At 65.5% G+C, this 25,133-nt stretch carries 24 protein-coding genes; 8 read left to right on the forward strand and 16 right to left on the reverse strand.

The window, feature by feature from the left end; all coding sequences use genetic code 11:
- Nucleotides 1-108: 108 nt before the first annotated feature.
- Entirely contained in the window at nt 109-843 is a 735-nt protein-coding gene (locus BI344_RS04725) for a class I SAM-dependent methyltransferase (protein WP_071111766.1), read from the reverse strand.
- A gap of 399 nt (nt 844-1,242) precedes the next feature.
- On the opposite strand from BI344_RS04725, the gene BI344_RS04730 reads away from it, so the two are divergent.
- Both BI344_RS04730 and BI344_RS04735 read left to right on the forward strand, forming a co-directional pair.
- Nucleotides 1,243-2,514 carry a deoxyribonuclease II family protein gene (locus tag BI344_RS04730; protein ID WP_071111767.1) on the forward strand — a complete coding sequence of 424 codons (1,272 nt, stop codon included), beginning with the start codon at nt 1,243-1,245 and terminating at the stop codon, nt 2,512-2,514.
- A 268-nt stretch (nt 2,515-2,782) separates the two neighbouring features.
- Complete coding sequence (locus BI344_RS04735) at nt 2,783-3,775, forward strand: extracellular catalytic domain type 2 short-chain-length polyhydroxyalkanoate depolymerase (protein WP_071111768.1); 993 nt, start codon at nt 2,783-2,785, stop codon at nt 3,773-3,775.
- 67 nt (nt 3,776-3,842) lie between these two features.
- On the opposite strand, the gene aroG is transcribed toward BI344_RS04735, so the two are convergent.
- The 6 genes from aroG to BI344_RS04765 form a co-directional block, all read right to left on the reverse strand.
- Nucleotides 3,843-4,907: a 3-deoxy-7-phosphoheptulonate synthase AroG gene (gene aroG, locus BI344_RS04740; protein ID WP_071111769.1), complete on the reverse strand. Its 1,065-nt coding sequence runs from the start codon at nt 4,905-4,907 to the stop codon at nt 3,843-3,845.
- 143 nt (nt 4,908-5,050) lie between these two features.
- Nucleotides 5,051-5,461, reverse strand: a complete 411-nt coding sequence (gene dksA / locus BI344_RS04745) for an RNA polymerase-binding protein DksA (RefSeq protein WP_021478430.1) — start codon at nt 5,459-5,461, stop codon at nt 5,051-5,053.
- Between the two features lie 282 nt (nt 5,462-5,743).
- Nucleotides 5,744-6,049, reverse strand: coding sequence for a c-type cytochrome (locus BI344_RS04750; RefSeq protein ID WP_071111770.1), 306 nt, complete (start codon nt 6,047-6,049; stop codon nt 5,744-5,746).
- Nucleotides 6,050-6,127: 78 nt separating this feature from the next.
- Complete coding sequence (locus BI344_RS04755; RefSeq protein WP_071111771.1) at nt 6,128-6,712, reverse strand: YggT family protein; 585 nt, start codon at nt 6,710-6,712, stop codon at nt 6,128-6,130.
- Nucleotides 6,713-6,721: 9 nt separating this feature from the next.
- Nucleotides 6,722-7,522: a pyrroline-5-carboxylate reductase gene (proC, locus tag BI344_RS04760; RefSeq protein WP_071111772.1), complete on the reverse strand. Its 801-nt coding sequence runs from the start codon at nt 7,520-7,522 to the stop codon at nt 6,722-6,724.
- A 50-nt stretch (nt 7,523-7,572) separates the two neighbouring features.
- On the reverse strand, nt 7,573-8,268 hold the full coding sequence (locus BI344_RS04765; RefSeq protein WP_071111773.1) for a YggS family pyridoxal phosphate-dependent enzyme: 696 nt from the start codon (nt 8,266-8,268) through the stop codon (nt 7,573-7,575).
- 134 nt (nt 8,269-8,402) lie between these two features.
- Between BI344_RS04765 and BI344_RS04770 the strand changes: the two genes are divergently transcribed.
- From BI344_RS04770 to thpR, 5 genes are all read left to right on the forward strand, one after another.
- Nucleotides 8,403-9,440: a type IV pilus twitching motility protein PilT gene (locus tag BI344_RS04770; RefSeq protein ID WP_071112070.1), complete on the forward strand. Its 1,038-nt coding sequence runs from the start codon at nt 8,403-8,405 to the stop codon at nt 9,438-9,440.
- Nucleotides 9,441-9,535: 95 nt separating this feature from the next.
- Nucleotides 9,536-10,672, forward strand: coding sequence for a PilT/PilU family type 4a pilus ATPase (locus BI344_RS04775; RefSeq protein ID WP_071111774.1), 1,137 nt, complete (start codon nt 9,536-9,538; stop codon nt 10,670-10,672).
- 24 nt (nt 10,673-10,696) lie between these two features.
- Entirely contained in the window at nt 10,697-12,310 is a 1,614-nt protein-coding gene (locus BI344_RS04780; protein ID WP_071111775.1) for a response regulator, read from the forward strand.
- 114 nt (nt 12,311-12,424) lie between these two features.
- Entirely contained in the window at nt 12,425-14,038 is a 1,614-nt protein-coding gene (locus BI344_RS04785; protein ID WP_071111776.1) for a response regulator, read from the forward strand.
- Between the two features lie 8 nt (nt 14,039-14,046).
- Nucleotides 14,047-14,577 carry an RNA 2',3'-cyclic phosphodiesterase gene (thpR, locus tag BI344_RS04790; RefSeq protein ID WP_071111777.1) on the forward strand — a complete coding sequence of 177 codons (531 nt, stop codon included), beginning with the start codon at nt 14,047-14,049 and terminating at the stop codon, nt 14,575-14,577.
- 9 nt (nt 14,578-14,586) lie between these two features.
- Here the strand turns inward: thpR and moaE are convergent, their stop codons facing one another.
- From moaE to tkt, 9 genes are all read right to left on the reverse strand, one after another.
- Nucleotides 14,587-15,069: a molybdopterin synthase catalytic subunit MoaE gene (gene moaE / locus BI344_RS04795; protein WP_071111778.1), complete on the reverse strand. Its 483-nt coding sequence runs from the start codon at nt 15,067-15,069 to the stop codon at nt 14,587-14,589.
- Between the two features lies 1 nt (nt 15,070).
- Nucleotides 15,071-15,322, reverse strand: coding sequence for a molybdopterin converting factor subunit 1 (gene moaD, locus BI344_RS04800; protein WP_071111779.1), 252 nt, complete (start codon nt 15,320-15,322; stop codon nt 15,071-15,073).
- A 111-nt stretch (nt 15,323-15,433) separates the two neighbouring features.
- Nucleotides 15,434-16,309 (reverse strand): type 2 periplasmic-binding domain-containing protein, encoded by an 876-nt coding sequence (locus tag BI344_RS04805; RefSeq protein WP_071111780.1) that lies wholly within the window; start codon nt 16,307-16,309, stop codon nt 15,434-15,436.
- A 328-nt stretch (nt 16,310-16,637) separates the two neighbouring features.
- Entirely contained in the window at nt 16,638-17,702 is a 1,065-nt protein-coding gene (fba, locus tag BI344_RS04810; RefSeq protein ID WP_071112071.1) for a class II fructose-bisphosphate aldolase, read from the reverse strand.
- An 82-nt stretch (nt 17,703-17,784) separates the two neighbouring features.
- Nucleotides 17,785-18,414, reverse strand: a complete 630-nt coding sequence (locus BI344_RS04815) for a LysE family translocator (protein WP_071111781.1) — start codon at nt 18,412-18,414, stop codon at nt 17,785-17,787.
- Nucleotides 18,415-18,550: 136 nt separating this feature from the next.
- Complete coding sequence (locus tag BI344_RS04820; RefSeq protein ID WP_071111782.1) at nt 18,551-19,726, reverse strand: phosphoglycerate kinase; 1,176 nt, start codon at nt 19,724-19,726, stop codon at nt 18,551-18,553.
- Nucleotides 19,727-19,734: 8 nt separating this feature from the next.
- Nucleotides 19,735-20,820 carry a zinc ribbon domain-containing protein gene (locus tag BI344_RS04825; RefSeq protein WP_071111783.1) on the reverse strand — a complete coding sequence of 362 codons (1,086 nt, stop codon included), beginning with the start codon at nt 20,818-20,820 and terminating at the stop codon, nt 19,735-19,737.
- A 192-nt stretch (nt 20,821-21,012) separates the two neighbouring features.
- Nucleotides 21,013-22,023: a type I glyceraldehyde-3-phosphate dehydrogenase gene (gene gap, locus BI344_RS04830; RefSeq protein WP_071111784.1), complete on the reverse strand. Its 1,011-nt coding sequence runs from the start codon at nt 22,021-22,023 to the stop codon at nt 21,013-21,015.
- A gap of 96 nt (nt 22,024-22,119) precedes the next feature.
- Nucleotides 22,120-24,108, reverse strand: a complete 1,989-nt coding sequence (gene tkt / locus BI344_RS04835) for a transketolase (RefSeq protein WP_071111785.1) — start codon at nt 24,106-24,108, stop codon at nt 22,120-22,122.
- Nucleotides 24,109-24,349: 241 nt separating this feature from the next.
- Between tkt and BI344_RS04840 the strand changes: the two genes are divergently transcribed.
- Nucleotides 24,350-25,096 carry a BPSS1780 family membrane protein gene (locus BI344_RS04840; RefSeq protein WP_071111786.1) on the forward strand — a complete coding sequence of 249 codons (747 nt, stop codon included), beginning with the start codon at nt 24,350-24,352 and terminating at the stop codon, nt 25,094-25,096.
- Nucleotides 25,097-25,133: the final 37 nt, after the last annotated feature.

A 25,133-nucleotide genomic window follows, 5' to 3' on the forward strand; every position in this document is an offset into this window, starting at 1 on the left:
GAGCCAAGCGGACGGCATTTTCATTTTCATGGCGGAAAACGACACAGCCCGCGGCGCGGGCTGCGTCGGGCGGTGCTCCCGGCGGGAACGTTTTGGATGGCCGCCGGATCAGCCCTGGCGCTGGGCCGACACCAGCAGCAACATGGGCCGCTCTCTTTCCTCGGCCAGCGCGGGCTGCGCCGCTACCTGTTCGGCGCTGGGACCCCATTCCTCGACATGGCGCAGCGTGAAGCCGGCCGCCATCACCAGATTCAGCAGCGTTCCCAGGGTGCGGTGCTGCTTGACTACGCCGTCGGCCAGCCAGTTGGTCACTCGCGGGCCTTCCGCCTGATAGCCTCTGACCGGCCAGCATAGCCTGCCCTGCTGGTCCCGCTGCCATTGCGGCTGTTCGGCGGCCATGAAGATAGGGTGCTCGATCGAGAACACCAGATGGCCGCCCGGCTTCAGCGCGCGGTGGACGGCGGCCAGCAGGCCCGCCAGGTTTTCGATGTAGTGCAAGGTCAGCGAGCTGTAGACCAGGTCGAAGGCCTGCTCGTCCAGCCGCAGCTGCTCCAGGTCCTGGCGCTGGTAGCGGATGGCATCGTCGCGGGTGTCGGCGACGGCCTTTTCCAGCATCTTTTCCGACACGTCCAGGCCCAGCGCCTGGCCGGCGCCCGCCTCCCGCGCCCAGCGGCAGAACCAGCCGTAGCCGCAGCCGAGATCCACCACCGCGCGGCCTTTCAGGTCCGGCAGCAGCGTTTGCAGGCTGGGCCACTCCGGCGCGCCGGCCAAGCCATGGACCGAACGGTTCAGCTGGCTGTAGCCGTGGAAAAACTCGGGGTTGTCGTAGATGTTTTGCGTCATTGTCAAAAAACTCCATGTGGTGGAATGCCGACCGCTGGGCGTTTGATGCCAATAGCCAAGCCCAGCCGGATGCGGCGGGGCTTGTGAAGGACGGAGCTAGGCTCCCGGGACGCGCGCGCACCCCTCCCCCTCACCCCGCGATGGGGTGATGCCGGGTCTGGAGACGATCAGGGTGTCGAGTTCGCGCATCCCGCCATGTTAACAGTTTTGCCGCCGCGCCGCATGCGGTGGATAAGTTCCTGGATAGGCAGGCTGTTGTGCATAAGTTTGTACATCGTTAATAAGTGTTGCGCAGGACTGCGGCTTCACACTCCCTACACAATATTCAATCAGCATGGCGCGCGGTCGCTATTGCGGCGCGTACTTACCCATGTCGATATAAATACAAAGGAGAAACCCATGCCCACTCTGCCCTCATGGCGCCACGTCTGCCTGGTGCTGGCCATGGTTGCCGGCGCCCAGTTTGCCGGCGCCGCTGCCATCCCGGCCAATGTCCCCGCTCCGCTGCTGGACAGCAGCCATCCGGTGGACTGGTGGTTCGCCTTCAAGTTCAACGCCTATTCCTTCCCCGGTTGCGGTGGCGGAGCGCAGGTCAACAGCTGTCAGTTTGGCGGTAGCCCGCAGACCTACACCAGCGGCAAGAGCTACAGCCAGCAGTATATCTACGCCAGCAGCAGCCAGCCCAGTCTGAGCCAGGGCGGAGGCTGCGTCGGTGACACCCTGACCGACCCGGTGGGTGCCACCTTCAATCAGATCTACAACGGTCAGCTCAACTACGTGGTGTGGAACGACCAATTCTACGACGACCCGTCCATCGCCAGCTGTTCCGGCGATTCCTGCTCGGCGCCGTGGGGCCACTCCAAGGGCGTGCTGGCCTGGGATGCGCAGGGCAACGGCGTGGTGATGCAGGTGAGCACGCCATCGTGGCCGGCTTCGGGCAATGCGCGATACCCGCGCAGCAGCGACGGCAACACCCTGGGTTGTGTCGCCGACAACGATGTCAAGGTCAGCCAGCATTTCTTCTCGCTGCGCTTGAACCACAATGATGTGCTGGCGGTATTGCAGGGCCTGGCCAACGCCAGCGTGGTGACCGATCCGGGCAACCCGCAAATCGTCAAGAACGGCGGTCCGGCCGACATTCAGGCGGCAGTGGGCCTGCTGGGCCAGCAGTCGGGCAGCGCCATGCCGACCGTCAGCGCGCTGTCCAGCGGAGTCAGCCTGATTTCCAAGCCGTCGGCGCTGCAAGTGGCGCCGTGGCAGCTGGTGTCGGCCGAACTGGGCGGCGTGGCCCTGCGCGCCGCCACCTGGTGGGAAGGCAGCAAGAGCACGGCGATTCCCAGCACCACCAAGGCCGGCAAGCCGGCCTGCTGGGACAGCAGCCTCGCCACGCCGGGCCCGGTGGCCATCGCCACTTCCGGCAGCTGGCAGGGCCAGAGCTTTTCGTTGAAGGGCGGCCTGGGCAACAACTTCAATCACGCCAAGATCGGCGTCAGCACCAGCGGCGGCAAGCCCTACGTGATCTTCGGCGACATGAACCAGGAAGGTTCGCTGTCCGGCGATTGCGCCAGCTCGCAGAACGGCCGCGGCGGCCTGTTCTTCGTGCTGCAGAACGCCACGCTGGCCAAGTCGGTAGGCGCGCTGATCGGCGGCAGCACCGCGGCGGCGCGCTGATCCTGTCCGGCGCGTGGCCGCAAGGCCAGGCCGCCAATGGCCGACGGCGATACCGTCGGCCATCTGGCCCGTTCTTGCGGCCGATTCGCTCCCGGATGTCGCCTATTCCGTCCCAGTCTAACGGCCACCACCGACGCGCATGGATGGCGCATCCTCGCCATGATCATTGATTTTCAATGGAATATTTGCCATTTTCATACTCGATCATTCCCCCGCACCCTGAAGTCATCCCGCCGGCGCGCCCGGCTTTCCCTTCCAAGGAGCATGTATGAGCATCAGGCATTTGATCCTGCTGGCGGCCCTGCTGGCTTTGCCGGCCTGGGCCGCGGAGCCGTTGCCGGCCTTCCACGGCGATGCGCGGCAATCGTCGGTGTCCGGGTTGTCGTCCGGCGCTTTCATGGCGGTGCAGTACCAGGTGGCCTTTTCGGCCTCGGTGGTGGGAGTCGGCGTGGTGGCCGGCGGCCCGTATTACTGCGCGTTGGGCGCCTTCGCCGGCGCCGCGGCCTGCATGAGCGGCCCGCCGCCCAGCGCCGTCCAGCTGCTGGCGGCCGCCAGCACCTTCGCCGCCGGCGGCCACATCGATCCCTTGCCGAACCTGGCCAGGCGCCGGGTCTACCTGTTCAGCGGCAGCCAGGACAACACGGTGAAGACTCCGGTGGTGGATAGCGCCGCCGCCTTCTTCCGTCTGGCCGGCGTGCCGGAGCGGCAGATCCAGTATGAACGCCGCTTGCCGGCCGGCCATGCGCAGATCACGCCGGTTTTCGGCAACGACTGCGACGTCACCGCCGCGCCCTATATCAACCATTGCAGTTGGCAGGGCCAGGGCTACGACCAGGCCGGAGTCATCCTGCAGCACATCTACGGCCCTCTGCAGCCCAGGGCGCAGGCGCTTGGCGGCCGCATCGTGCGCTTCGACCAGCGTCCCTACGCCGGCACCGGCAGCAGCTTGGCCGACGAGGGCTTCGTCTACGTGCCGCGCGCCTGCGCCGAGGGCGAGGCCTGCAAGGTACACATCGCGCTGCACGGCTGCAAACAGTACGCCGGCGCGGTGGGCGACGATTTCTACGCCCACACCGGCTACAACAACTGGGCCGATAGTAACCGCATCCTGGTGCTATACCCGCAGACCACCACCTCCGCGGCCAATCCGCAGGGCTGCTGGGACTGGTTCGCCTATACCGGCCCGGCTTATGCCTGGAAGGAGGGTATCCAGATGCGGGCGCTGAAGGCGATGGCCGATCATCTGGTGTCGGCGCGCTGAAGCCGGCTGGACAAGACAATGCCCCGCATCGCGCGGGGCGTTGTTGTTGCGCGGGAGAGGCGCGGGCTTATTCGGCGGCGCGGGCGCGGCGTGCCTTCACCGCCTCGGCCAACTGGGCCAGCAGCTTCTCGGTGTCGTCCCAGCCCAGGCAGCCGTCGGTGATGCTCTGGCCGTAGGTCAGCTCGCAGCCAGGCTTCTGGTCCTGCCGGCCTGCCACCAGGTGGCTTTCCACCATCACGCCGAAGATGCTTTGCTCGCCGGCGGCCAGCTGGCCGGCGACGTCGGCGCTCACTTCCATCTGGCGGCGATAGTCCTTGCGGCTGTTGGCGTGGCTGAAGTCCACCATCAGCTTGTGAGGCAGGCCGACCGCGGTCAGTTCCGCCGCCGCGGCGCGCACATGCTCGGCCGAGTAATTGGGTTCCTTGCCGCCGCGCAGGATCACGTGGCAGTCCGGGTTGCCGCCGGTGGAGACGATGGCGGAGTGGCCGGTTTTGGTCACCGACAGGAAATGGTGCGGCACGCTGGACGAACGGATGGCGTCCACCGCGATCTTCAGATTGCCGTCAGTGCCGTTCTTGAAGCCCACCGGGCAGGACAGGCCGGACGCCAGCTCGCGGTGCACTTGGCTCTCGGTGGTGCGCGCGCCGATGGCGCCCCAGCTGATCAGGTCGGCGAAGTACTGCGGCGTGATCATGTCGAGGAATTCGGTGGCGGCCGGCACGCCCATGCTGTTCAGCGTCAGCAGCAGGCGGCGGGCGATGCGCAGGCCGGTGTTGATGTCGTAGGACTCATTCAGGTGCGGGTCGTTGATCAAGCCCTTCCAGCCCACCGTGGTGCGCGGCTTCTCGAAATACACCCGCATCACCACCACCAGCTCGTCCGCCAACGCGGCGCGCAGCGGCGCCAGCTTCTGCGCGTATTCGATGGCGGCCTCGGTGTCGTGGATCGAACAGGGGCCGATCACCACCAGCAGGCGGTCGTCCTCGCCGCGCAACAGGGCCGAGATCTCGCGCCGGGTGTTGTAGATCAGCTCGGAAGCCGATTCGCTGATAGGCAGTTCGTACAGGTGGGCGATGGGCGGAAGGAGTTCCTTGATCTCGCGGATTCTGACGTCGTCGGTCTGGCGTTGCATGCTGGTGTCCCTTGGCTAACTCGTTTTCTGCATAGCAGCAAGATAACCGCATTTGTCGGCGGCCGACAACCTCGGCGCGCCCGGCCATGCAAAAAGCGCCACGGCCTGGCGGCGGTGGCGCTTGATGCAAAACGGCGCGATGTTCAGTCGGCGTACTGGCGCTTCATGCGCTCGCGGCGCTCCTGGGCCTCCACCGACAGCGTGGCGGTCGGACGGGCCATCAGACGCTTGAGGCCGATGGGTTCGCCGGTGTCCTCGCAGAAGCCGTAGGAGCCGTCGTCGATCTGGCGGATGGATGCCTGGATCTTCTGCAGTAGCTTGCGCTCGCGGTCGCGGGTGCGCAGTTCCAGCGCGTACTCTTCTTCCAGCGTGGCCCGGTCGGCGGGATCGGGGGTAGCTTCCTGTTCCTGCAAATGGTTGGCAGTGGCGTTGGCGTTTACCAGCAACTCCTGCTGCATTTGCAACAACCGGTCCTTGAAGAACTCAAGATGGTCGGCGTTCATGTAATCATCGCCTTCCCAGTTGAGGATATCCTGTTCGGTCAGTTTAGCCATGTTTGGTGCTTCCAGCATAGAGTTGGCAACAGGCGGAGAAGATTACCGGCGGGCCAATGTTTGCGCAACTGTCTTGAGCTTGAAATCCAAATAATCACCCACTGCCGCTAACATTCTATATAGCCCGGTTTGACACCGATAACAAGTCCACCCATTTGGGTAAAGGTAATGAGAATGCCGGTTTCGACCAGATATCCCGATACAAGTTCAAAGGCGGCAACGGCCGCCTTTGATGTTTGCAAGCCTAGTTGCAGGCTTGCCGCACACAGATAATACCCGTGTTTATTTCTGGCTGAGCACCCATTTCACCAGCGCCTTCAGGTCGGCGTCGGGAATATTGGGGTGCGGAGTCATCGGAATCGGCCCCCACACGCCGGAGCCGCCGTTTTTCACTTTGGCCATCAGCATCGCTTCGGCGCCCTTCTGGCCGGCGTATTTCTTGGCGACATCCTTGTAGGCCGGGCCTACGATCTTCTTGTCCACCGCATGACAGGCGGTACAGCTGTACTTTTGCGCCAACTGCAGATTGGCCATCGCCGGCATGGCGGCCATGCCCAGCAACAGGGCGGCAAGCAGGGTTTTTCTCATCGTAGTTCTCCTGATCGTTTCACGTAAGCGCCGGCCACGGCAGCCGGCGACTATCAAAAGTATGACAAATAACCTGCTTTACTGGATCACCACCTTGAGTTGCATCAAGAAGCTTGCTTCCAGCATCCGCACCGGCAGCATCATGATTACCTGGATGATCAGCAGCAGCACCAGCGGCGACAGGTCCACCCCGCCCACCACCGCGCGGCGGAACGGCCTGAGGAAGGGGTGGGTCAGGCTGTCCAGCACCGGTGCGATGGGATTGTAGGGATTGACCCAGCTGAGCACCGCCTGCACGATCACCGCGCCCATCAGCAGCGTCAGCGATTGCTTGAACACTTCCAGCACCGACAGCAGGAACAGCGCCACCCACACTTGCGGGAAAGTGAACACTTCCGGCAGCGAGCCCAGCAGCAGCATCAGGACGTTGGCCAGCAGGCACACCAGCCAAGCCAGCAGCATGGTGGCGGTGTCGTAATTGCGCACCGAGGGTACCAGCTTGCGCGCCGGCAGCACCAGGAAATTGGTGGCGGACATCACGAACTGGCACAAGGGATGCTTGAACGGCGCGCGCGCCACCTGCAGGTAGAAACGCAGCAGCAGCACCAGCACGAACAGGCCGGACAGGGTTTTGATCAGAAACTGCAAGGTATCGACAAACATGATCTTGGCTTACTCCTGGCTGAGTTGTTGACCCATTTCGACAGAGCGCTCGCGGCAGTCCATCGCGCCGGCGACGATGGCCGCCTTGACGCCTTCGGCCTCGAAGCGGGCGATGGCGCGTTCGGTGGTGCCGCCCTTGGACATCACGTTGCGCCGCAGCGTCGCCACCGGCAGCGGGCTCTGCCGCGCCAGCTCCACCGCGCCGTCGAAGGTGGCCAGCACCAGCTCGCGCGCCTGGCTCTCGCTGAAGCCGGCCTTGACGCCGGCTTCTATCATGCTCTCGATGAAGTAGAACACATAGGCCGGGCCGCTGCCGGAGACGCTGGTGATATCGTCTATGCCGGCTTCGTCGTCCAGCCAGACGGTGAGGCCGGCGGCGCGCATGATGGTCTCGGCGGCGGCACGGTCGGACGCCGGAACGGCGGCGGCGAACAGGCCGGACACGCCCTTGCCCACCATGGCCGGGGTATTCGGCATCACCCGCACGATGCGGCCGCTGCCCAGCCAGCGTGCCAGCGCGTCCAGACGGATGCCGGCGGCGATGGACACCACCAGCGCGCCGCCTAGCCGCGGCGCCAGCTCCAGGCACAATTCACGCAGTTGCTGCGGCTTGACCGCCAGCACCACTACATCATCCGCAGAGAAACGCTCCGGCAGCGCCTGGCCGCCGCTGCAGCCGAAGTCGGCCGCCAATTGGTCCAGCTTGTCCTGCTGGTGCTCCACCACATGGATGCGGTGGCCGCCCTGGCGGGCCAGCCCGCCGATGATGGCGCCGGCCATATTGCCGCCGCCGATGAAAGTGATCTGCATCTGCTTATCCCCTGGATGCTGCGGCTCCCGGCTGGGCCGGAAGCGGATTGTCAATGTTGGTAATCGCGCCGGCCGAAGATGGCCGAGCCCACCCGCACCAGCGTGGCGCCTTCGGCCACCGCCAGCTCCAGGTCGGCCGACATGCCCATCGACAGCGTGTCTAGCGCCAGGCCTTCGGCCCGCAACTGCTCCGCCAGCGCGCGCAAGGCGGCGAACTGCGCCGCCTGCCGCACCGGGTCGGGGCCCGGCTCGGGAATGCACATCAGGCCGCGCAGCCGGATGCCGGGCAGAACCACCGCCGCGCGCGCCAATGCCGCCGCGTCTTGCGGCGCGCAGCCGCTCTTGCTGGCCTCGCCGGAGACGTTGACCTGCACGCAGAGGTTGAGCGGCGGCATGTCGGCCGGCCGCTGCGCCGACAGCCGCTCGGCGGTTTTCAGCCGGTCTATCGAGTGCACCCAGTGCGCGCGTTCGGCGACGATGCGGGTTTTGTTGGACTGGAGCGGGCCGATGAAGTGCCATTCTATCGCCAGGTCGGAGAGCGCCCCGCTCTTCTGCTCCAGCTCCTGCACGTAGTTCTCGCCGAAGGCGCGCTGGCCGCAGGCATAGGCCTCGCGCAGGTCGGCGGCGGGAAAGGTCTTGCTCACCGCCAGCAGGGCGACTTCGTCTGGCGCGCGCCCGGCCCGGCGGCAGGCCTCGGCCAGCCGCGCGCCGACCTGCTGCAACCGGATGGAAAGGGTGTCTGTCATGTCGTCTGTATCCGTGAGCCGGCCGCCACGGGGGATATCCGACGGCCCGAGCAGCGCTTACAATGCACTGCAGGACCGGCCATGCCAGCAGGGCGTCGGCGGGCGGCGGCGATGTCATCATCGTGGAGAATTATATGGAAATTTCCGAGCTCCTGGCTTTTACCGTCAAGAACAAGGCTTCCGACCTGCACTTGTCGGCGGGCCTGCCGCCGATGATACGGGTGAACGGCGATATCCGCCGCATCAATCTGCCGCCGTTGGACCACCATGACGTGCACGACATGGTGTATGACATCATGAACGACTACCAGCGCAAGATCTTCGAAGACGTCTACGAGTGCGACTTTTCGTTCGAGCTGCCCGGCATCGCCCGCTTCCGCGTCAACGCCTTCGTGCAGAACCGCGGCATGGCCTCGGTGTTCCGGGTGATTCCCAGCAAGGTGCTGTCGCTGGAGCAATTGGCGGCGCCCAAGATCTTCCAGGATATCGCCGGCTACCCGCGCGGCCTGGTGCTGGTGACCGGTCCCACCGGTTCCGGCAAGTCCACCACGCTGGCGGCGATGATAGACTATGTCAACGAAAACGACTTCTCGCACATTCTTACTGTGGAAGATCCGATCGAATTCGTCCACGAAAGCAAGAAAAGCCTGGTCAACCAGCGCGAACTGGGCCTGCAGACCCAAAGCTTCGCCAACGCGCTGAAAAGCGCGCTGCGCGAAGACCCCGACGTGATCCTGGTGGGCGAGCTGCGCGATCTGGAAACCATACGGCTGGCGCTGACCGCGGCTGAAACCGGCCACCTGGTGTTCGGCACGCTGCACACCAGCAGCGCGGCCAAGACCATAGACCGCATCGTCGACGTGTTTCCGGCCGGCGAGAAGGAAATGGTGCGTTCGATGCTGTCGGAGTCGGTGCGGGCGGTGATTGCCCAGACCCTGCTGAAAACCAAGGACGGCCAGGGCCGGGTGGCGGCGCACGAGATCATGATAGGCACGCCGGCGATCCGCAACCTGATCCGCGAAAACAAGATCGCGCAGATCAACTCGATGATACAGACCGGGCAGCAGCACGGCATGCAAACCCTGGACCAGTGTCTGGCGGATCTGGTCCGGCGCAATATGGTCTCGCCGGGCGAAGCCCGCGCCAAGGCCAGCAACAAAGACTCGTTCTGAGCCGCGCTTTTGGCAGAAAGCCACGGCTACAATCGCCTGCTGCGCGCGGCGTTAGCAGGCTAGACTGGAAGCAGCCCACGCAGGATTAAGCCGCCATGGAAAAAGACCAGGCATCCAAATTCATTCATGATCTGCTGAAGCATGCCATCGGCAAGAATGCCTCCGACATTTTCATTTCCGCCGACTTTCCGCCGGCGATGAAGATAGACGGCAAGATCACCCCGGTGGCGCCGCAGCCGTTGTCCGCCCAGCAGAGCAAGGAACTGGTGCGCGCCATCATGAACGACCGCCAGACCGAGGAGTTCGAGGGCCGCAAGGAGGCCAATTTCGCGATCAATCCGCCCGGCGTCGGCCGTTTCCGCGTCAGCGCCTTCGTGCAGCAGGGCACCGTGGGCATGGTGCTGCGCAAGATCAACACCGACATCCCCAACTTCGACCAGCTCACCCTGCCGGAGGTGCTGAAGGACATCGCGCTGATCAAGCGCGGGCTGGTGATCTTCGTCGGCGGCACCGGCTCCGGCAAGTCCACCTCGCTGGCGGCGCTGGTGGACTGGCGCAACACGAACAACCAGGACCACATCATCACGGTCGAGGACCCGATCGAGTACGTGCACACCCACAAGAAGTCCATCGTCACCCAGCGCGAGATCGGCGTCGACACCGACAACTGGGAGGTGGCGCTGAAGAACACGCTGCGTCAGGCGCCGGACGTGATCATGATGGGCGAGATCCGCGACCGTGAAACCATGGCCTACGGCCTGCAGTTCGCCGAAACCGGCCACCTGTGCCTGGCCACGCTGCACGCCAACAACGCCAACCAGGCGCTGGACCGCATCCTCAACTTCTTTCCGGAGGAGCGCCACCAGCAGGTGCTGATGGATTTGTCGCTGAACATGCGCTCCATCATTTCGCAGCGGCTGGTGCCGCATAAATCGGGCCGCGGCCGGGTGGCGGCGGTGGAGATCCTGCTCAACAGCCCGCTGGTGTCTGACATGGTGTTCAAGGGCGAGATCGCTGGCCTGAAGGAAGTGATGTCGCGCTCGCGCGAGGCCGGCATGCAAACCTTCGACCAGTCGCTGTTCGAGCTGTTCGAGGCCGATCTGATCACTTACGAGGACGCGCTGCGCAACGCCGACTCCATCAACGACCTGCGCTTGAGAATCAAGCTCTACAGCGAAAGCGGCCGCAACCGCGACCCGCTGGAAGGCATCGACCACCTGGATATAGTCTGAACTGGCGCCACGCCATAGCCCATCATGCATTTTGACGCCAATACCACCGTACTCATCATCGAAGATTCCCACACCGTGCGCCAGGGTCTGCGCACCATGCTGTCCATGGCCGGAGTGACCCGCTCGGAGGCCGTCAGCAACGCCAGCGAGGCGCGCAACCGCCTGCGCGGCAAGCCGTACGACGTCGTGCTGTGCGACTACAATCTGGGCGAGGGCATGGACGGCCAGGAGCTGCTGGAGGCGATGCGCAAGAGCGGCAACCTGCCGCTGTCCACCATCTGGATCATGATCACCGGCGAGCGCCACTACGAAAGAGTGGTGGCCGCCGCCGAAATGGCGCCGGACGACTACATCCTCAAACCGTTCGCCTCGCAGCTGCTGCTGGACCGGATGAGCCTGGCCGGCCAGCGCAAGGCTTTCCTCGCGCCGGCGCACAAGCTGCTGTCCGCCGGCAAGGTGGAGCAGGCGATCCAGGTGCTGCAGCAACTGGCGCGCGAAACCTCCAACGCGCAATACCGGCTGGACGCGCAGCGGCTCGCCGCCGAGCTGCTGGTCAACGAAGGCCGCCAGGGCGAGGCGCTGTCGATCTACCAGGAGCTGCTGACCCAGCGGGTGATTCCCTGGGCCAAGATGGGGGTGGCGCGCATCGTCGCCGAGCAGGGCGAGAGCCAGGAGTCCAATGCGCTGCTGCGAGAGATCATCGCCGACGCGCCGCGCTATACCGACGCCTATGACCTGCTGGCGCAAAACCTGATCGACGAGGGCCAGTACCAGACCGCCGCCATCGTGCTGGAAAAGGCGGTGGCCATCTCGCCGCGCAACTTCAACCGGCTCAAGAGCTGCGGCACCGCGCTGTTGCGCTGCGGCGACGCCACCAAAGCGGCCGATTATCTGCAGCGGGCGGTGGAGGTGGGGCGCAACAACAATTTCTTCGGCCCCGACGTGCTGGTGGACCTGCTGCAGGCTTACAGCGAAAGCGGCCAGACCCAACATCTGGACCGGCTGCAGGCGGAAATCTCCAGCCGGATGGACGAGCTGCCCGGCGGCCAACTGACCATGGCGGTGTGCCGCGCGCTGACTGCGCTGGCGCAGAAGCGCCCCAGCGACGCGCTGGCCCAGCTGCAATCGGTGGCGGAGCACTTGCGCGCGCGGGAAACCGACTTCCCCAGCGCGCAGCGCTTCCTCGCCGCCGCGGTGCGGCTGACCGCCGAGCAAAGCAATGAGCTGCCGCAGCAGTGGGCGCACAGCATCGCGCTGCGTTTCGCCGACGGCCGCCATGAGCTGGGCACGCTGCTGGAGATCGCCCACAAGCACGAGGCCTGCCATGGCGCCATCGAAACCGCCTACGACATGCTGCAGACCGAAAGCAACAAGGCGGTGGAACTGGCCAGCACCGGCAAGCTGGAGGAGGCCGCCGCCATGCTCTACCTGTTGTCGCAGAATACGCTGAACGAACGCATCAGCATGAACGCCTGCGCGCTGCTGCTGCGCACTTGCGAAAGCCGCAGCAAGGCCGGCCAGCCATATCCCGAGGAGGACCGCCAGGTGCTGAAGCTGATGCACTGGCTGCCGCAGGACAACGAGCGGGTGCGCGGTTTCATCCGCCGCCATCAGGCGCTGGATCCGGAATGCGAATGAGCGCGCCGCCGCGACGCGGCAGGCTAGACTGGTAACAACGCAGGCCGGGGTCGCCCGGCTGCCGCCATCCAACCCCGCCGCGGCCGCTGGCCGCCGGCCCCCGCGAGGCTGCCCATGGCTTTCAGCGCGAACACCACGGTATTGATCGTCGACGATGCGCTGACCATGGCGCAGGGCATCCGCGCCATCCTGGCGATGGCCGGGGTCACCCAGTCGGAAACCGCCAGCCACGCCGGCGAGGCGAGCAACCGGCTGCGCAGCAAGCGCTTCGACGTGGTGTTGTGCGACTACAACCTGGGCAAGGGCATGAATGGCCAGGAGCTGCTGGAGGCGATGCGCAAGAGCGGCACGCTGCCCTTGTCGACGCTGTGGGTGATGATCACCGGCGAGCGCAACTACACCCAGGTGGTGAGCGCCGCGGAAATGGTGCCCGACGACTACATCCTCAAGCCTTTCACCTCGCAGCAGCTGCTGGACCGTCTGGAACTGGCCGTCCAGCGCAAGGCCTTCCTCGCGCCGGCGCACAAGCTGCTGGACAAGGGCAAAACGGAGCAGGCGATCCAGGCGCTGCAGGAGCTGGCGCAGCAGGCCGACAACCGCCAGAGCCGGCTCGGCGCGCTGCGGCTGCGCGCCGAGCTGATGGTGCGCGAAGGCCAGTACGAGCAGGCGCTGCGGATTTATCAGGGGCTGCTGGAGCAGGACGAGATTCCCTGGGCCAAGATGGGCGTGGCGCGCATCTTGTCCGAGCAGGGCGACAGCCCCCAGTCCAACGCGCTGCTGGACGAGGTGATCGCCATCGCGCCGCGCTACACCGAAGCCTACGATCTGCTGGCGCAGAACATGATAGACGACGGCGCTTACCAGGAAGCCGCCGCGGTGCTGGAAAAGGCGGTGGGCATCTCGCCGCGCAATTTCACCCGCTTGCACAGTTACGGCAACGCGCTGCTGCGCAGCGGCGAGGCTGCCAAGGCGGTCGATCAGCTGCAGCGCGCGGTGGACATCGGCCGCCACAACAGCTTCTTCGGTCCGGAAGTGCTGGTCGACCTGATGCAGGCGCGCAGCGAAAGCGGCCAAATCCAGCAGATGGACCGGCTGCAGAACGAAATTTCCACCCAGCTGGGCAAGCGGCCCGGCGGACAGCTGATGCTGGCGGTGTGCCGGGCGATGGCCGCGTTGGCGCAGCAGCGGCCGGAGCAGGCGTTGAGCCAGCTGGAGGAAGGAGCGGAATGGCTGCGCGCGGCGGAGACCGACTTCGACAGCGCCCTGCGCTTTCTGGCGGCGACGGCGCGGTTGCCGTCCGGTCACGGCGCGGAACAGGCGCCGCAATGGGCGCACACTATCGCGCTGCGTTTCGCCGACGGCCGCCACGAGCTCGGCAGCCTGCAGGAGGCCGCGCGCCAGCATCCGGCCTGCCTGCAGTCGATCAAGACCGCCTACGAGCAGTTGCAGGGCAAGAGCCAGGCGGCGCTGGAACAGGCCAATCAGGGACAGCTGGAGGCGGCGGCCGACATGCTGCACCGCGACGCGATGGCCACGCTCAACCAGCGGCTGGGCATGTATGGCTGCGCGATGCTGCTGCGCATCTGCGAAAACCGTCAGCAGGCGCAGCAAGACTATGCCGAGCCATTGCAGGCTTTGCGCCAGCTACTGCAATGGTTGCCGCACGACAACGAACGGGTGCACGGCTTCGTCAGGCGGCGGCAGGCGCTGTTGCGCCACCACGAATGAGGCCGGGCATGCGGGTCTTCTTCGCTTGCCTGCCGCCAGCCGACTGCCTGCCGCGGCTGGCGCAGTGGCAGGACGCCATGCATGTTCTGGCCGGCGGCCGCAAGCTGCCCTTGCCGCAGTTGCATCTGACCCTGGCTTTTCTGGGCGAGGTCGGCCCGCTGGCGCTGCAGCGCGCCGCCGACTGCGCCGAACAGGCGGCGGCCAGCCTGCCCGACAGCCTGCTGCTGGATAGCTGCGGCAGCTGGGACAGCGGCATAGGCTGGTGCGGACCCGCCAGGTCCGATGCTGCGCTGCAGGCCTGGGTGTACCGTTTGCGGCGGGCGTTGCGCCTCGAGGGACTGGCGGTGGAAAACCGGCCCTACCAGCCGCATCTGACCCTGTTGCGCAAGCTGCAGCAGGCATTGCCGCCGCAGCCGCCGCAGCCGGTGCCGCTGTTGCGGCTGGAATTGCGCGAGGTGGCGCTGATCGCCTCCAGCCGGCGCGCCGACGGCGCAGGCCATCTCAGGCTGGATGGCTGGCGCCGCGCTCCCGGCAGTTGACGGACAGGTTCAGCGGGGCTTCGCGCCGGCATCGGCGTCCCAGCGCGCCGCCGCCTGCGCGTCGCCGGCGCGCGCTTCCACCCAGTGGCGGCTGCCGTCGGCCAGGATTTCGCATTTCCAGAATGGCGCGTGCTGCTTCAGGTAGTCCATCAGGAAGTTGGCGGCTTCGAAGGCGTCGCGGCGGTGACTGCTGGCCGCCACCACCAGCACGATGGGCTCGCCCAGAGCCAGGCGGCCGACGCGGTGGATCAGCGTCACCCCTTTCAGCGACCAGCGTTGGCGCGCCTCGCAGACGATGCCGGCCAGCGCCTTTTCCGTCATGCCCGGATAATGCTCGAGCTCCAGCGCCACCACGTCCTGGCGGTCGCCGTAATCGCGCACTAGGCCGGTGAAGCTGACCACCGCGCCGCAGGCTGGGTTGGCGGACCAGCGCCTGACCTCGGCGCCGACGTCGAAATCCTCGACCTGCACCCGGATATGATTGACCGCCATTTCAGCCTCCGGTCACCGGCGGGAATACCGCCACTTCGTCGCCATCGGCCAGCGGGGTGTCGCCGGTGGCCATGTCCTGGTTGACCGCCACCCGGAACGTCTGGCCGAGCGCCAGCGCGCGCGCCCACTCGCCGCCGCGCTGGCGCAATTCCGCCATCAGCTCGTCCACCGTGGCGGCCTCGCTGTCCAGCGTTTCCGCATCCAGGCCCAGCGCGTCGCGCAGCCGGGCGAAATACAGCATGTTCAATTGCATCGCATGACCCTCCCTGGGTTGCCGCTTCGGCCGCGGCTTTCATTCATCAGGCAGTGTAAGCAATCGGCGCCGGCCGGCCAATGCCGATGCGGTGGGAGCGGCTGGCGGCGCTCAGGGTTTGGGCGGATGGTCGCGCAGAGGGTCGAACCACATCGACTTGTCGCTCAGCGGCGCGCTGTCGGGCAGCAGCGGGTTGGAGAGGGGAATCAGGCGGCGTTCGCTCATCTTCGCCTGGCGCAGCACGTCGCGGTGGTATTTCCAGAAGATGGCGTCGAAGCTGCCGTCGGCGCGCATCCGCGCCAGTCCCAGCCGCAAGCGCTCCGCCAGCAATGGATTGTTGCGGTTGCAGAAGAAGTAGTAGGGCCAGGGGTAATAGAACAGCAGATGCTGCTCGACTTCGAGATTAGGATATTCGCTGTGGAAGCGCTGGTATTCGTCGAATATTTCCAGCACGCTGCGCGGAAACAGGTCGAAGCGGTGGTGGCTGAGCATGCCGAACAGCTTGTCGTAGCGGCCGGTGCTGACCTGGATGTCAGCGGCCTGGTAGACCTGGATGTCGCCCCAGCCCTTGCCCTGGCCCACCAGGAAACGGCCTAGGTCGGAGCGGCTCCGCACCTGGTCGAACTCCTCCTGGCGCTTGCCGTCTATCAGCGCGATGCGATAGCCGAGCAAGCCTTTGCGCAAATCCACCCGTACCGGCCGCAGATGCAGTTCCCGCTCGTCCGAGGTGGAGCTCCAGGCGACATTGATGGCATTGCCTTGCCGCAATTCCACCAAGGCGCGGTCCTCGTCCATCGGCCAGCCGCTGGCTTGCAGCGAGTAGGGGCCATAGCTGTCGACGGTCTTGTCCAGCGCGGTGCGCAGGATTTCCCGGATATCGTCGTAGCGGAGGTCGCTTGCGCTTTCGCCGGCGGGATAAACCACTCTCATGGCTTCGGCCGCGTGGCCGGCCTGAGCCAGGCAGAACAGTAATAGCCACTTCCACATCGCCGTGTCCCCTATCCCGCCATCCACTTAATTTAGCACAGCCGCTCCGGGCCGCCGGCTGGCCGCGCAAGCAGGTTTTGCAACAGCGATAGCGCTGGCTTCAAGATGGCCGCGGAATAAAAAAACCCGCCTTGGCGGCGGGTCGGGTAATCAGCATGGGTTTGGCTGGCCTGAACTGGCGGCTATTGCCGCGGTGGTCCGGCAAGCAAAATTGTCATGCAAACCCCTTTCCTGAAATGACAAATGAATTATTGCAGTGGGCGGCGCGGCTTGCAAGGCGTTTTACATGCCGATTACATATCGGCGCCGCATCCATCGTCATGCAGGCTCAGCGCACGATTTGCGAGAGTTCGCCCTTCAGGTATTTATTGGCCATGGTGTCCAGATTGATGGCTTTGATCTTGCTGGCCTGGCCGGCGGCGCCAAAAGCCTCGTAGCGGGCGATGCAGATGTCGCGCATCGCCTCTATGGTCTTGGTCAGGTATTTGCGCGGGTCGAATTCAGCCGGGTTTTCCGCCAGGAAGCGGCGGATGGCGCCGGTGGAGGCCAGGCGCAGATCGGTGTCGATGTTCACCTTGCGCACGCCATGCTTGATGCCTTCGACAATCTCTTCCACCGGCACGCCGTAGGTCTCGCCCAGATGGCCGCCGTGCTGGTTGATGATCTGCAGCCATTCCTGCGGCACGCTGGAGGAGCCGTGCATCACCAGGTGGGTGTTGGGAATGCGGGCGTGGATTTCCTTGATGCGGTCGATGCGCAGCACGTCGCCGGTGGGCTTCTTGCTGAATTTGTAGGCGCCGTGGCTGGTGCCGATGGCGATGGCCAGCGCGTCCACGCCGGTATCCTTGACGAAGCGGGCGGCCTCTTCCGGGTCGGTCAACAGCTGGCTGTGGTCCAGCACGCCCTCGGCGCCGACGCCGTCTTCCTCGCCAGCCATGCCGGTTTCGAGGCTACCCAGGCAGCCGATTTCGCCTTCCACCGACACGCCGCAGGCGTGGGCGAAGCCGACCACGGTGCGGGTGACGCCGACGTTGTAGTCGTAGTCGGCCGGGGTCTTGCCGTCGGATTTCAGCGAACCGTCCATCATCACCGAGCTGAAGCCCAGCTGGATCGAGCGCTGGCAGACGTCCGGGCTGGTGCCGTGGTCCTGGTGCATCACCACCGGGATGTGGGGGAATTCTTCGATCGCCGCCAGGATCATGTGGCGCAGGAAGGGGGCGCCGGCGTATTTGCGGGCGCCGGCCGAAGCCTGCACGATCACCGGGGCGTCGACCTTGTCGGCCGCTTCCATGATGGCGCGCATCTGCTCCAGATTGTTGACGTTGAAGGCCGGCAGGCCGTAGCTGTACTCGGCAGCGTGGTCCAGCAGCTGACGCATAGAAACGAGTGCCATGAATTTCTCCCTCATGGGCTCCGCTCGCGGCGGAGCCTGTTTGCAAAAAACGGGGCGGCCGGCATGGCGCCGGCCGCCGGAATTATTGGCGCGACAGGCTGGTCAGCAGCACGCCGGCGCCGACGAAAGCGCCGCCGCTGAAACGGTTGACCAGCCGCAGCCGGCGCGCGCTGTTCAGCCAGCCGGCAAGCCTGGCGCCGCAGCTGGCGTAGGTCAGCTGCCAGGACGACTCGACCACGAAGAAGGTCAGCGCCAGGATGGCCAGCTGCGGCCCCTGCGGTTGATGCGCGTCCATGAACTGCGGAAACAGCGCGGCGAAGAAGATCAGCGCCTTGGGATTGCTCATCGCCACCAGGAAGCCGCGGCGGTACAAGGCCCACGGGCCGTGCTGACCCGTCGCGTCCTCGCGCAGTTCCGCCACCGGCTGCGGCGGGCTGCGCCAGGTCTTCACCCCCAGATACACCAGATACACCGCGCCGGCGTATTTGATGACGGAGAACAGCACTTCCGATGTGGCCAGCACCGCGCCCAGCCCCGCCACCGAGGCCAGCATCAGCAAGCCCAGCGCGCTCATCAGGCCGAAACAGGTCATAAGCGTGCGGCGCACGCCGTAATGGATGCCGTGGGTCATCGCCAGCAGCATATTGGGGCCGGGGGTGGCGGACACGAAGAACATGGTGGTGACGAACAACAGCCAGGTGTGCAGGGGCATGACTCTCTCCGTGGGGGCTTGACCGGGTAGTATAACGAATGCCTCGGCGGCTGGCTGGAAACGCCGTGTTCCGGCCAGGTTCCATCTGGCTGGCAGGCCGTGGCGGTAGGGGCGCCGCCACGGTCGCTCGGCCAGGTTAGCGCGCGCGCTCGGCCAGAATCGCCACCGCCGGCAGCTCCTTGCCTTCCAGGAATTCCAGGAAGGCACCGCCGCCGGTGGAGATGTAGCCGATGTCGTCGGTGATGCCGTATTTGGCGATCGCCGCCAGCGTGTCGCCGCCGCCGGCGATGGAGAAGGCCGCGGACTTTGCGATGGCGTCGGCCAGCGTCCTGGTGCCTTGTCCGAACTGGTCGAACTCGAATACGCCCACCGGGCCGTTCCAGACCACGGTGCCGGCCTGGGCGATGATGGCGGCCAGCTCCCTGGCGGAGTCCGGGCCGATGTCCAGGATCATGTCGTCGGCGTTCACCTCGGCCACGTTCTTGGTGACGGCGGCGGCGGTTTCGGCGAATTCGGTGGCACACACCACGTCGGCGGGCAGCGGCACATCGCCGCCGCGCGCGCGGATTTTGGCGATCACCTTCCTGGCTTCGTCCACCAGCTCGGCCTCGGCCAGGCTCTTGCCGATATTCTTGCCTTCGGCCAAGAGGAAGGTGTTGGCGATGCCGCCGCCGACGATCAGCCGGTCAACCTTGTCGGCCAGGGCTTCCAGGATGGTCAGCTTGGTAGATACCTTGGAGCCGGCGACGATGGCCACCAGCGGGCGGGCCGGCGCCAGCAAGGCCTTGCCCAGCGCGTCCAGCTCGGCGGACAGCAACAGGCCGGCGCAGGCGACGGGCGCGAACCGCGCCACCGCGTGGGTGGAGGCCTCGGCGCGGTGCGCGGTGCCGAAGGCGTCGTTGACGAACACGTCGCACAGCGCGGCGTAGGCGCGGCCCAGCTCGGCGTTGTTCTTTTTCTCGCCCGGGTTCAGGCGGATGTTCTCCAGCATCACCACCTCGCCCGGCGCCAGCTCCACGCCGCTTCGCCAGTCGGCCTGCAGCCGCACCGGCTTGCCCAGCAGTTCCGCCAGGCGGGCCACCACCGGCGCCAGGCTGTCTTCCGGCTTGGGTTCGCCTTCGGTCGGGCGGCCCAGATGGGTCATCAGCATCACGCCGGCGCCGGCCTTCAGGCACAGCTCTATGGTGGCCAGGCTGGCGCGGATGCGGGTGTCGTCGCCGATCACGCCGTTTTTCAGCGGCACGTTCATGTCCACGCGGATCAGCACGCGCTTGCCGGTAAGGTTCTGGTCGGAGAGTTTGTTGAATTTCATCGTTTCACTCACTCGGGTTTGGATGCGGGATGATCAGGCAAGGCGGCTGGCCGGGCCACGGCGCCGCCGCATTTCTTGCAGAACGGGAAAAAGGCGAAATTGCGCGCGCCGCAGGCGCAGACGCGGAACAGCTGCAGGCCGCAGTGGATGCAGTAGTCGGCGTCGTCGCCGGCGATATTGTACTGGTGGTCGCACGACGGGCAGCTGCGCTTCTGGTACGACTGCAGCGCCTTGGGGTAAGCGACGTGGCTGGCGCGCTCGCTCTGGCTTTGCTTGAGCTCGACGCGCTTCTTCTCGGCGTAGCGCTGGAAGGCCTGGATCATGCGCATGCCGGCGAACACGGTGAGCGCGATGCCGACCAATAGCCGTACATAGCCGCCGAAATTGGGCAGGTAAGGCAGCAGTTCGACGAAGAAGGCGAACAGCGAAAACAGGCCGAAGCCGTAGACGAAGAACCAGTAGCGGTGGCTGCGGTAGCGTAGGAATAGCCACACGCCGAGCAGCAACAGCGGCAGGATCACCGCCAGCCTGAGCGCGAACACTTTCAGTTCAAAGCGGCTGTAGGCCTGCTGGTATTGCCGCCCAGCCTGCTGTTCCAGTGCGCCGACGCGGCCCTGCAATGCCTGCTGCTGCTGCGCCAGCGCCAGCAGGCCAGCGCTGGCCTGGTCTTCCCGCTTCTGCCATTGCAGGATCTGCGCCTGCAAGGCGTCCAGCGCGCGGGTGCGCTTCAGCACTTCGGCGCTCTGGCCGGCATCGGCGGTGACCGCTCGGCTGGCCAGCCAGTTGTCGAGTCCCTGGCGCTGGGTCTGGTAGCCGCGCTCCAGCTGGCCGCGGGTGGTTGCCAGCTTTTCCTGCTCGGCGCGCAAGGCCTCGGTCTGCCGTTGCAGCTGTTCTTGCTGGCGCTTCAACGGATCCAGCCCGATATGCTGTCGGAAAACTTCCTGTTGCGGCGGGCCGCCTTCCGGTAGGTAGAACAGGTCGCGGATTACCAGTTCGCCCAGGCTGACCAGCAGGCCGGCGAATACCAGCGCCACCAGCCACGAGGCCAGCCGCACCATTTTTTCCGGCCGGGACAAGGCCTGACCCTGCTGCATCCTGTTCTCCATCGCGTTCTAAGAAAACCCCGCCCAGGCGGGACTGTCTTCCCTAGCAAGCAGTGTATGCCGAAATGACGGCGCCACTTTAACACCAATCAAATTTCATGCGCGGCTTTATGTAACAAAACAACAGGGCGAATGGCATATAAAGCCGGCCCGCCCCGTCGCCGGTTGCGCCTGAAACCCGTGTCAGCAGCTGAACATCGCGCGCGCGGTGCGCAGCATCTGGCAGCTGAAGCCCCACTCGTTGTCGTACCAGGCCAGCACCTTCACCATATTGCCGCCGGTCACCTTGGTCAGCGTGGAGTCGAAGGTGGAGGCCTCGTCGGTGTGGTTGAAGTCGCCGGACACCAGCGGCAGCGTGTTGTAGCCCAAGATGCCCTGCATGCCGCCTTCGGCCGCATTCTTGAGGATCTCGTTGACCTCGTCCTTGCTGGTGTCGCGGCTGGCGGTGAAGGTGAGGTCCACCAGCGACACGTTGATGGTGGGCACCCGCACCGAGAAGCCGTCCAGCCGGCCCTTCAGCTCCGGCAGCACCAGACCCACCGCCTTGGCGGCGCCGGTCTTGGTGGGGATCATGTTGTCGGTGGCGGAGCGGGCGCGGCGCAGGTCCTTGTGCTTGACGTCGGTCAGCACCTGATCGTTGGTGAAGGCGTGGATGGTGGTCATCAGGCCTTTCTTGATGCCGATGGCGTCGTTCAGCGCCTTGGCCACCGGCGCCAGGCAATTGGTGGTGCAGCTGGCGTTCGACACCACGGTCATTTCCGGCTTCAACGTGTCGTGGTTGACGCCGTAGACGATGGTGGCGTCGACGTCGTCGCCGCCCGGCGCCGAGATCAGCACTTTCTTGGCGCCGGCGTCGATATGGGCCTGGCACTTTTCCTTGCTGGTGAAGGCGCCGGTGCATTCCAGCACCAGGTCGACATCCAGGTCCTGCCACGGCAGCTCGGCCGGGTTGCGGGTGCTGAAGAACGGAATCTTGTCGCCGTTGAGGATCAGGTGTTGTTCATCCTGCTCCACGCTGCCGGGGAAACGGCCGTGCACGGTGTCGAACTGGGTCAGGTGGGCGTTGATGTTCAGGTCGCCGGAGGCGTTGACCGCCACCACCGTGAAATCATCGTGCAACTTGTTTTCATAGATGGCGCGCAGAACTTGGCGGCCAATGCGACCGTAACCGTTGATGGCGAGGCGGATGGTCATGCTGCAGGGTCTCCCGGTAAAACTTTTGTAGTGCGGCGACTACATGGCATGGCGAAAAAAAGGCCATCGCGCTGCCGCGATGGCCTGACTTCTAACTCAACGGATAACCGCGCGGGTCTTGGCGACCACGTTTTCCACGGTAAAGCCGAATTCCTTGAACAGCTGCGGCGCCGGCGCCGATTCGCCGAAGTGGTTGATGCCCACCACTTCGCCTTCCAGGCCGACATACTTGCGCCAGAAGTCCGGATGGCCGGCCTCTACGGCCACGCGCGGCAGGCCGGCCGGCAGCACGCTCTGCCGCCAGGCCTTGTCCTGCGCGTCGAACACATTGGTGCAGGGCATGGACACCACGCGCACCGCGATGCCTTCGGCCGCCAGCGCTTCCTGCGCCTTCAGCGCCAGTTCCACTTCGGAACCGGTGGCGATCAGCACGGCGCGGGCGCCGGCCGCGTCGCGCAGCACGTAGCCGCCCTTGCGGATGGCGGCCATCTGCGCCGCGTCGCGGGCGACGAAGGGCAGGTTCTGCCGGCTCAGCACCAGGCTGGACGGAGTGGTTTTCTGCTCGATGGCGTGCGCCCAGGCCACCGCGGTTTCGCTGGTGTCGCAAGGACGCCAGGTGTGGTGGTTGGGGATGTAGCGCAGCGTGGCCACCTGTTCCACCGGCTGGTGGGTGGGGCCGTCTTCGCCCAGGCCGATGGAGTCGTGGGTGAACACGAAGATCGGGTTGATCTTCATCAGCGAGGCCATGCGCAGCGCGTTGCGGGCGTATTCGCTGAACATCAGGAAAGTGCCGCCGTAGGGGCGCAGGCCGCCGTGCAGCGTCATGCCGTTGATGATGGCGGCCATGCCGAACTCGCGCACGCCGTAGCTGATGTAGTTGCCGTTGCCCTGGCCGTCTATCCACTTGCTGCCGGACCAGTTGGTCAGGTTAGAGCCGGTCAGGTCGGCGGAGCCGCCGACGAACTCGGGCAGGGACGGCGACAGCGCTTCCAGCGCGATCTGGCTGGCTTTGCGGGTGGCCACGGTCTGGGCGGCGTCGGCGATCTTGGCCAGCGCGGCGTTCAGCGTCTCTTCCCAGCCGGCCGGCAGCTCGCCCGCCATGCGGCGGCTGAATTCTGCGGCCAGCTGCGGGTGGGCGGCGCGGTAGGCGTCGAAGCGCTTGGTCCATTCGGTTTCGGCGGCGGCGCCCTTGTCGCGGGCGCTCCACTCGGCGTAGATCTCGGCCGGAATCTCGAACGGCGCGTGCGGCCATTTCAGCAGCTCGCGCGAGGCGGCGATTTCGGCGGCGCCCAGCGCGGAGCCGTGGCAGTCGTGGCTGCCCTGCTTGGTGGGGGCGCCGAAGCCGATGGTGGTCTTGCAGCAGATCAGCGTCGGCTTGTCGGCGCTCTTCTTGGCGGTGGCGATGGCGGTGGCCACTTCCTGCGGATCGTGGCCGTTGACGTTGCGGATCACTTGCCAGCCGTAGGCTTCGAAGCGGCCCGGAGTGTCGTCGCTGAACCAGCCTTCGACATGGCCGTCGATGGAGATGCCGTTGTCGTCCCAGAAGGCGATCAGCTTGGACAGGCCCCAGGTGCCGGCCAGCGAGCAGGCCTCATGGCTGATGCCTTCCATCAGGCAGCCGTCGCCGAGGAAGGCGTAGGTGCGATGGTTGACGATGTCGTGGCCGTCGCGGTTGAACTGGGCGGCCAGCATTTTCTCGGCCAGCGCCATGCCCACCGCGTTGGTGATGCCCTGGCCCAGCGGGCCGGTGGTGGTTTCGATGCCGGGCGCGTAGCCGTATTCCGGGTGGCCCGGCGTCTTGCTGTGCAACTGGCGGAAGTTCTTGAGGTCGTCGATGGAGAGGTCGTAGCCGGTCAGATGCAGCAGGCTGTAGATCAGCATCGAGCCGTGGCCGTTGGAGAGAACGAAGCGGTCACGGTCGGCCCAGGACGGATTGGCCGGATTGTGCTTCAGGTGATCGCGCCACAGGACTTCGGCGATGTCTGCCATGCCCATCGGGGCGCCCGGATGGCCGGATTTGGCTTTCTCCACGGCGTCCATGGAGAGGAAGCGGATGGCGTTGGCAAGCTCGGTGCGGGTAACCATTTCGGTAAAACCTCAAGACTATTGGGAACCGGTACGACGGTCCATCCCTTACGCCCCATGCTGCTGGAGACAGGGTCCACCGCCGCAAAACCGCCGGATTATCGCCGATTTTGCCCTTTGCCGGCAACCAGCCATGCCGCTCGCAAATTGCGTAGAATCAAGGAGAACCATGCGTGAATGGAATGGTCTGTGCCATTTCCCCCTTTATCCGGCGCTAAAACCGTCATCGTGGAGAATTTCTATGCAGCCGTTCGACAACCCTACCCTTCCCCGTAAAGTCGGCGCCGGCCGCGGCTGGCGCTGGTGCGTGGAGGCTTTTTACATCGTGCGCGAGCAGCCGCTGACCTGGGTGCTGCTGGCGCTGGTCTACCTGCTGATCCATTTCGCCATCAGCCTGGTGCCGATGATAGGCAACCTGATCGGCGCCATCGTCGCCCCGGTGTTCGCCGCCGGCTTCGTGATGGCCGCCAGCAAGTCGGAGCGCGGCGAGGAGCTGGAGTTGGCCGACCTGTTCGCCGGTTTCCGCCTGATGCCCGGCCCTCTGATGCAGGTGGGCGCGATGTTCTTCATCCTGATGCTGACGGCGACGCTGGCGGTGGTGGCCGCCGGCATGGCCACCGGCGTGCTGGGAGGGCTGGCCGGCGGCCACATCGAGGCCGGCCAGCGCGCCGCGGCGTCGGGCGGCGTGGTCGGCCTGCTGATGCTGCTGATGGCGGTGGTGGTGTTTGTGGTCAGCCTGAGTTACTGGTTTGCGCCGGCCCAGGTGGCGCTGGGCGGCGTCGCGCCCTGGCCGGCGGTTCGCAGCAGCCTGTCGGCCGGCCTGAGCAACTGGTTGCCGCTATTGGTGGCAGGGCTGACGCTGAGCGTGCTGGGCTTGTTGGCGCTGCTGCCGCTGGGCCTGGGCCTGCTGCTGTGGTTTCCGGTGGCTTACGTCACCGCCTACACCAGCTGGAAGGACATCTTCGGCCAGCAGGCCCAGCCGAGCTGACGCCGCGCCAAAGCGAACGCCGTCGGCCTATTCGGGC

This window comes from Chromobacterium sphagni, assembly GCF_001855555.1.
Taxonomy (GTDB): Bacteria; Pseudomonadota; Gammaproteobacteria; order Burkholderiales; family Chromobacteriaceae; genus Chromobacterium; species Chromobacterium sphagni.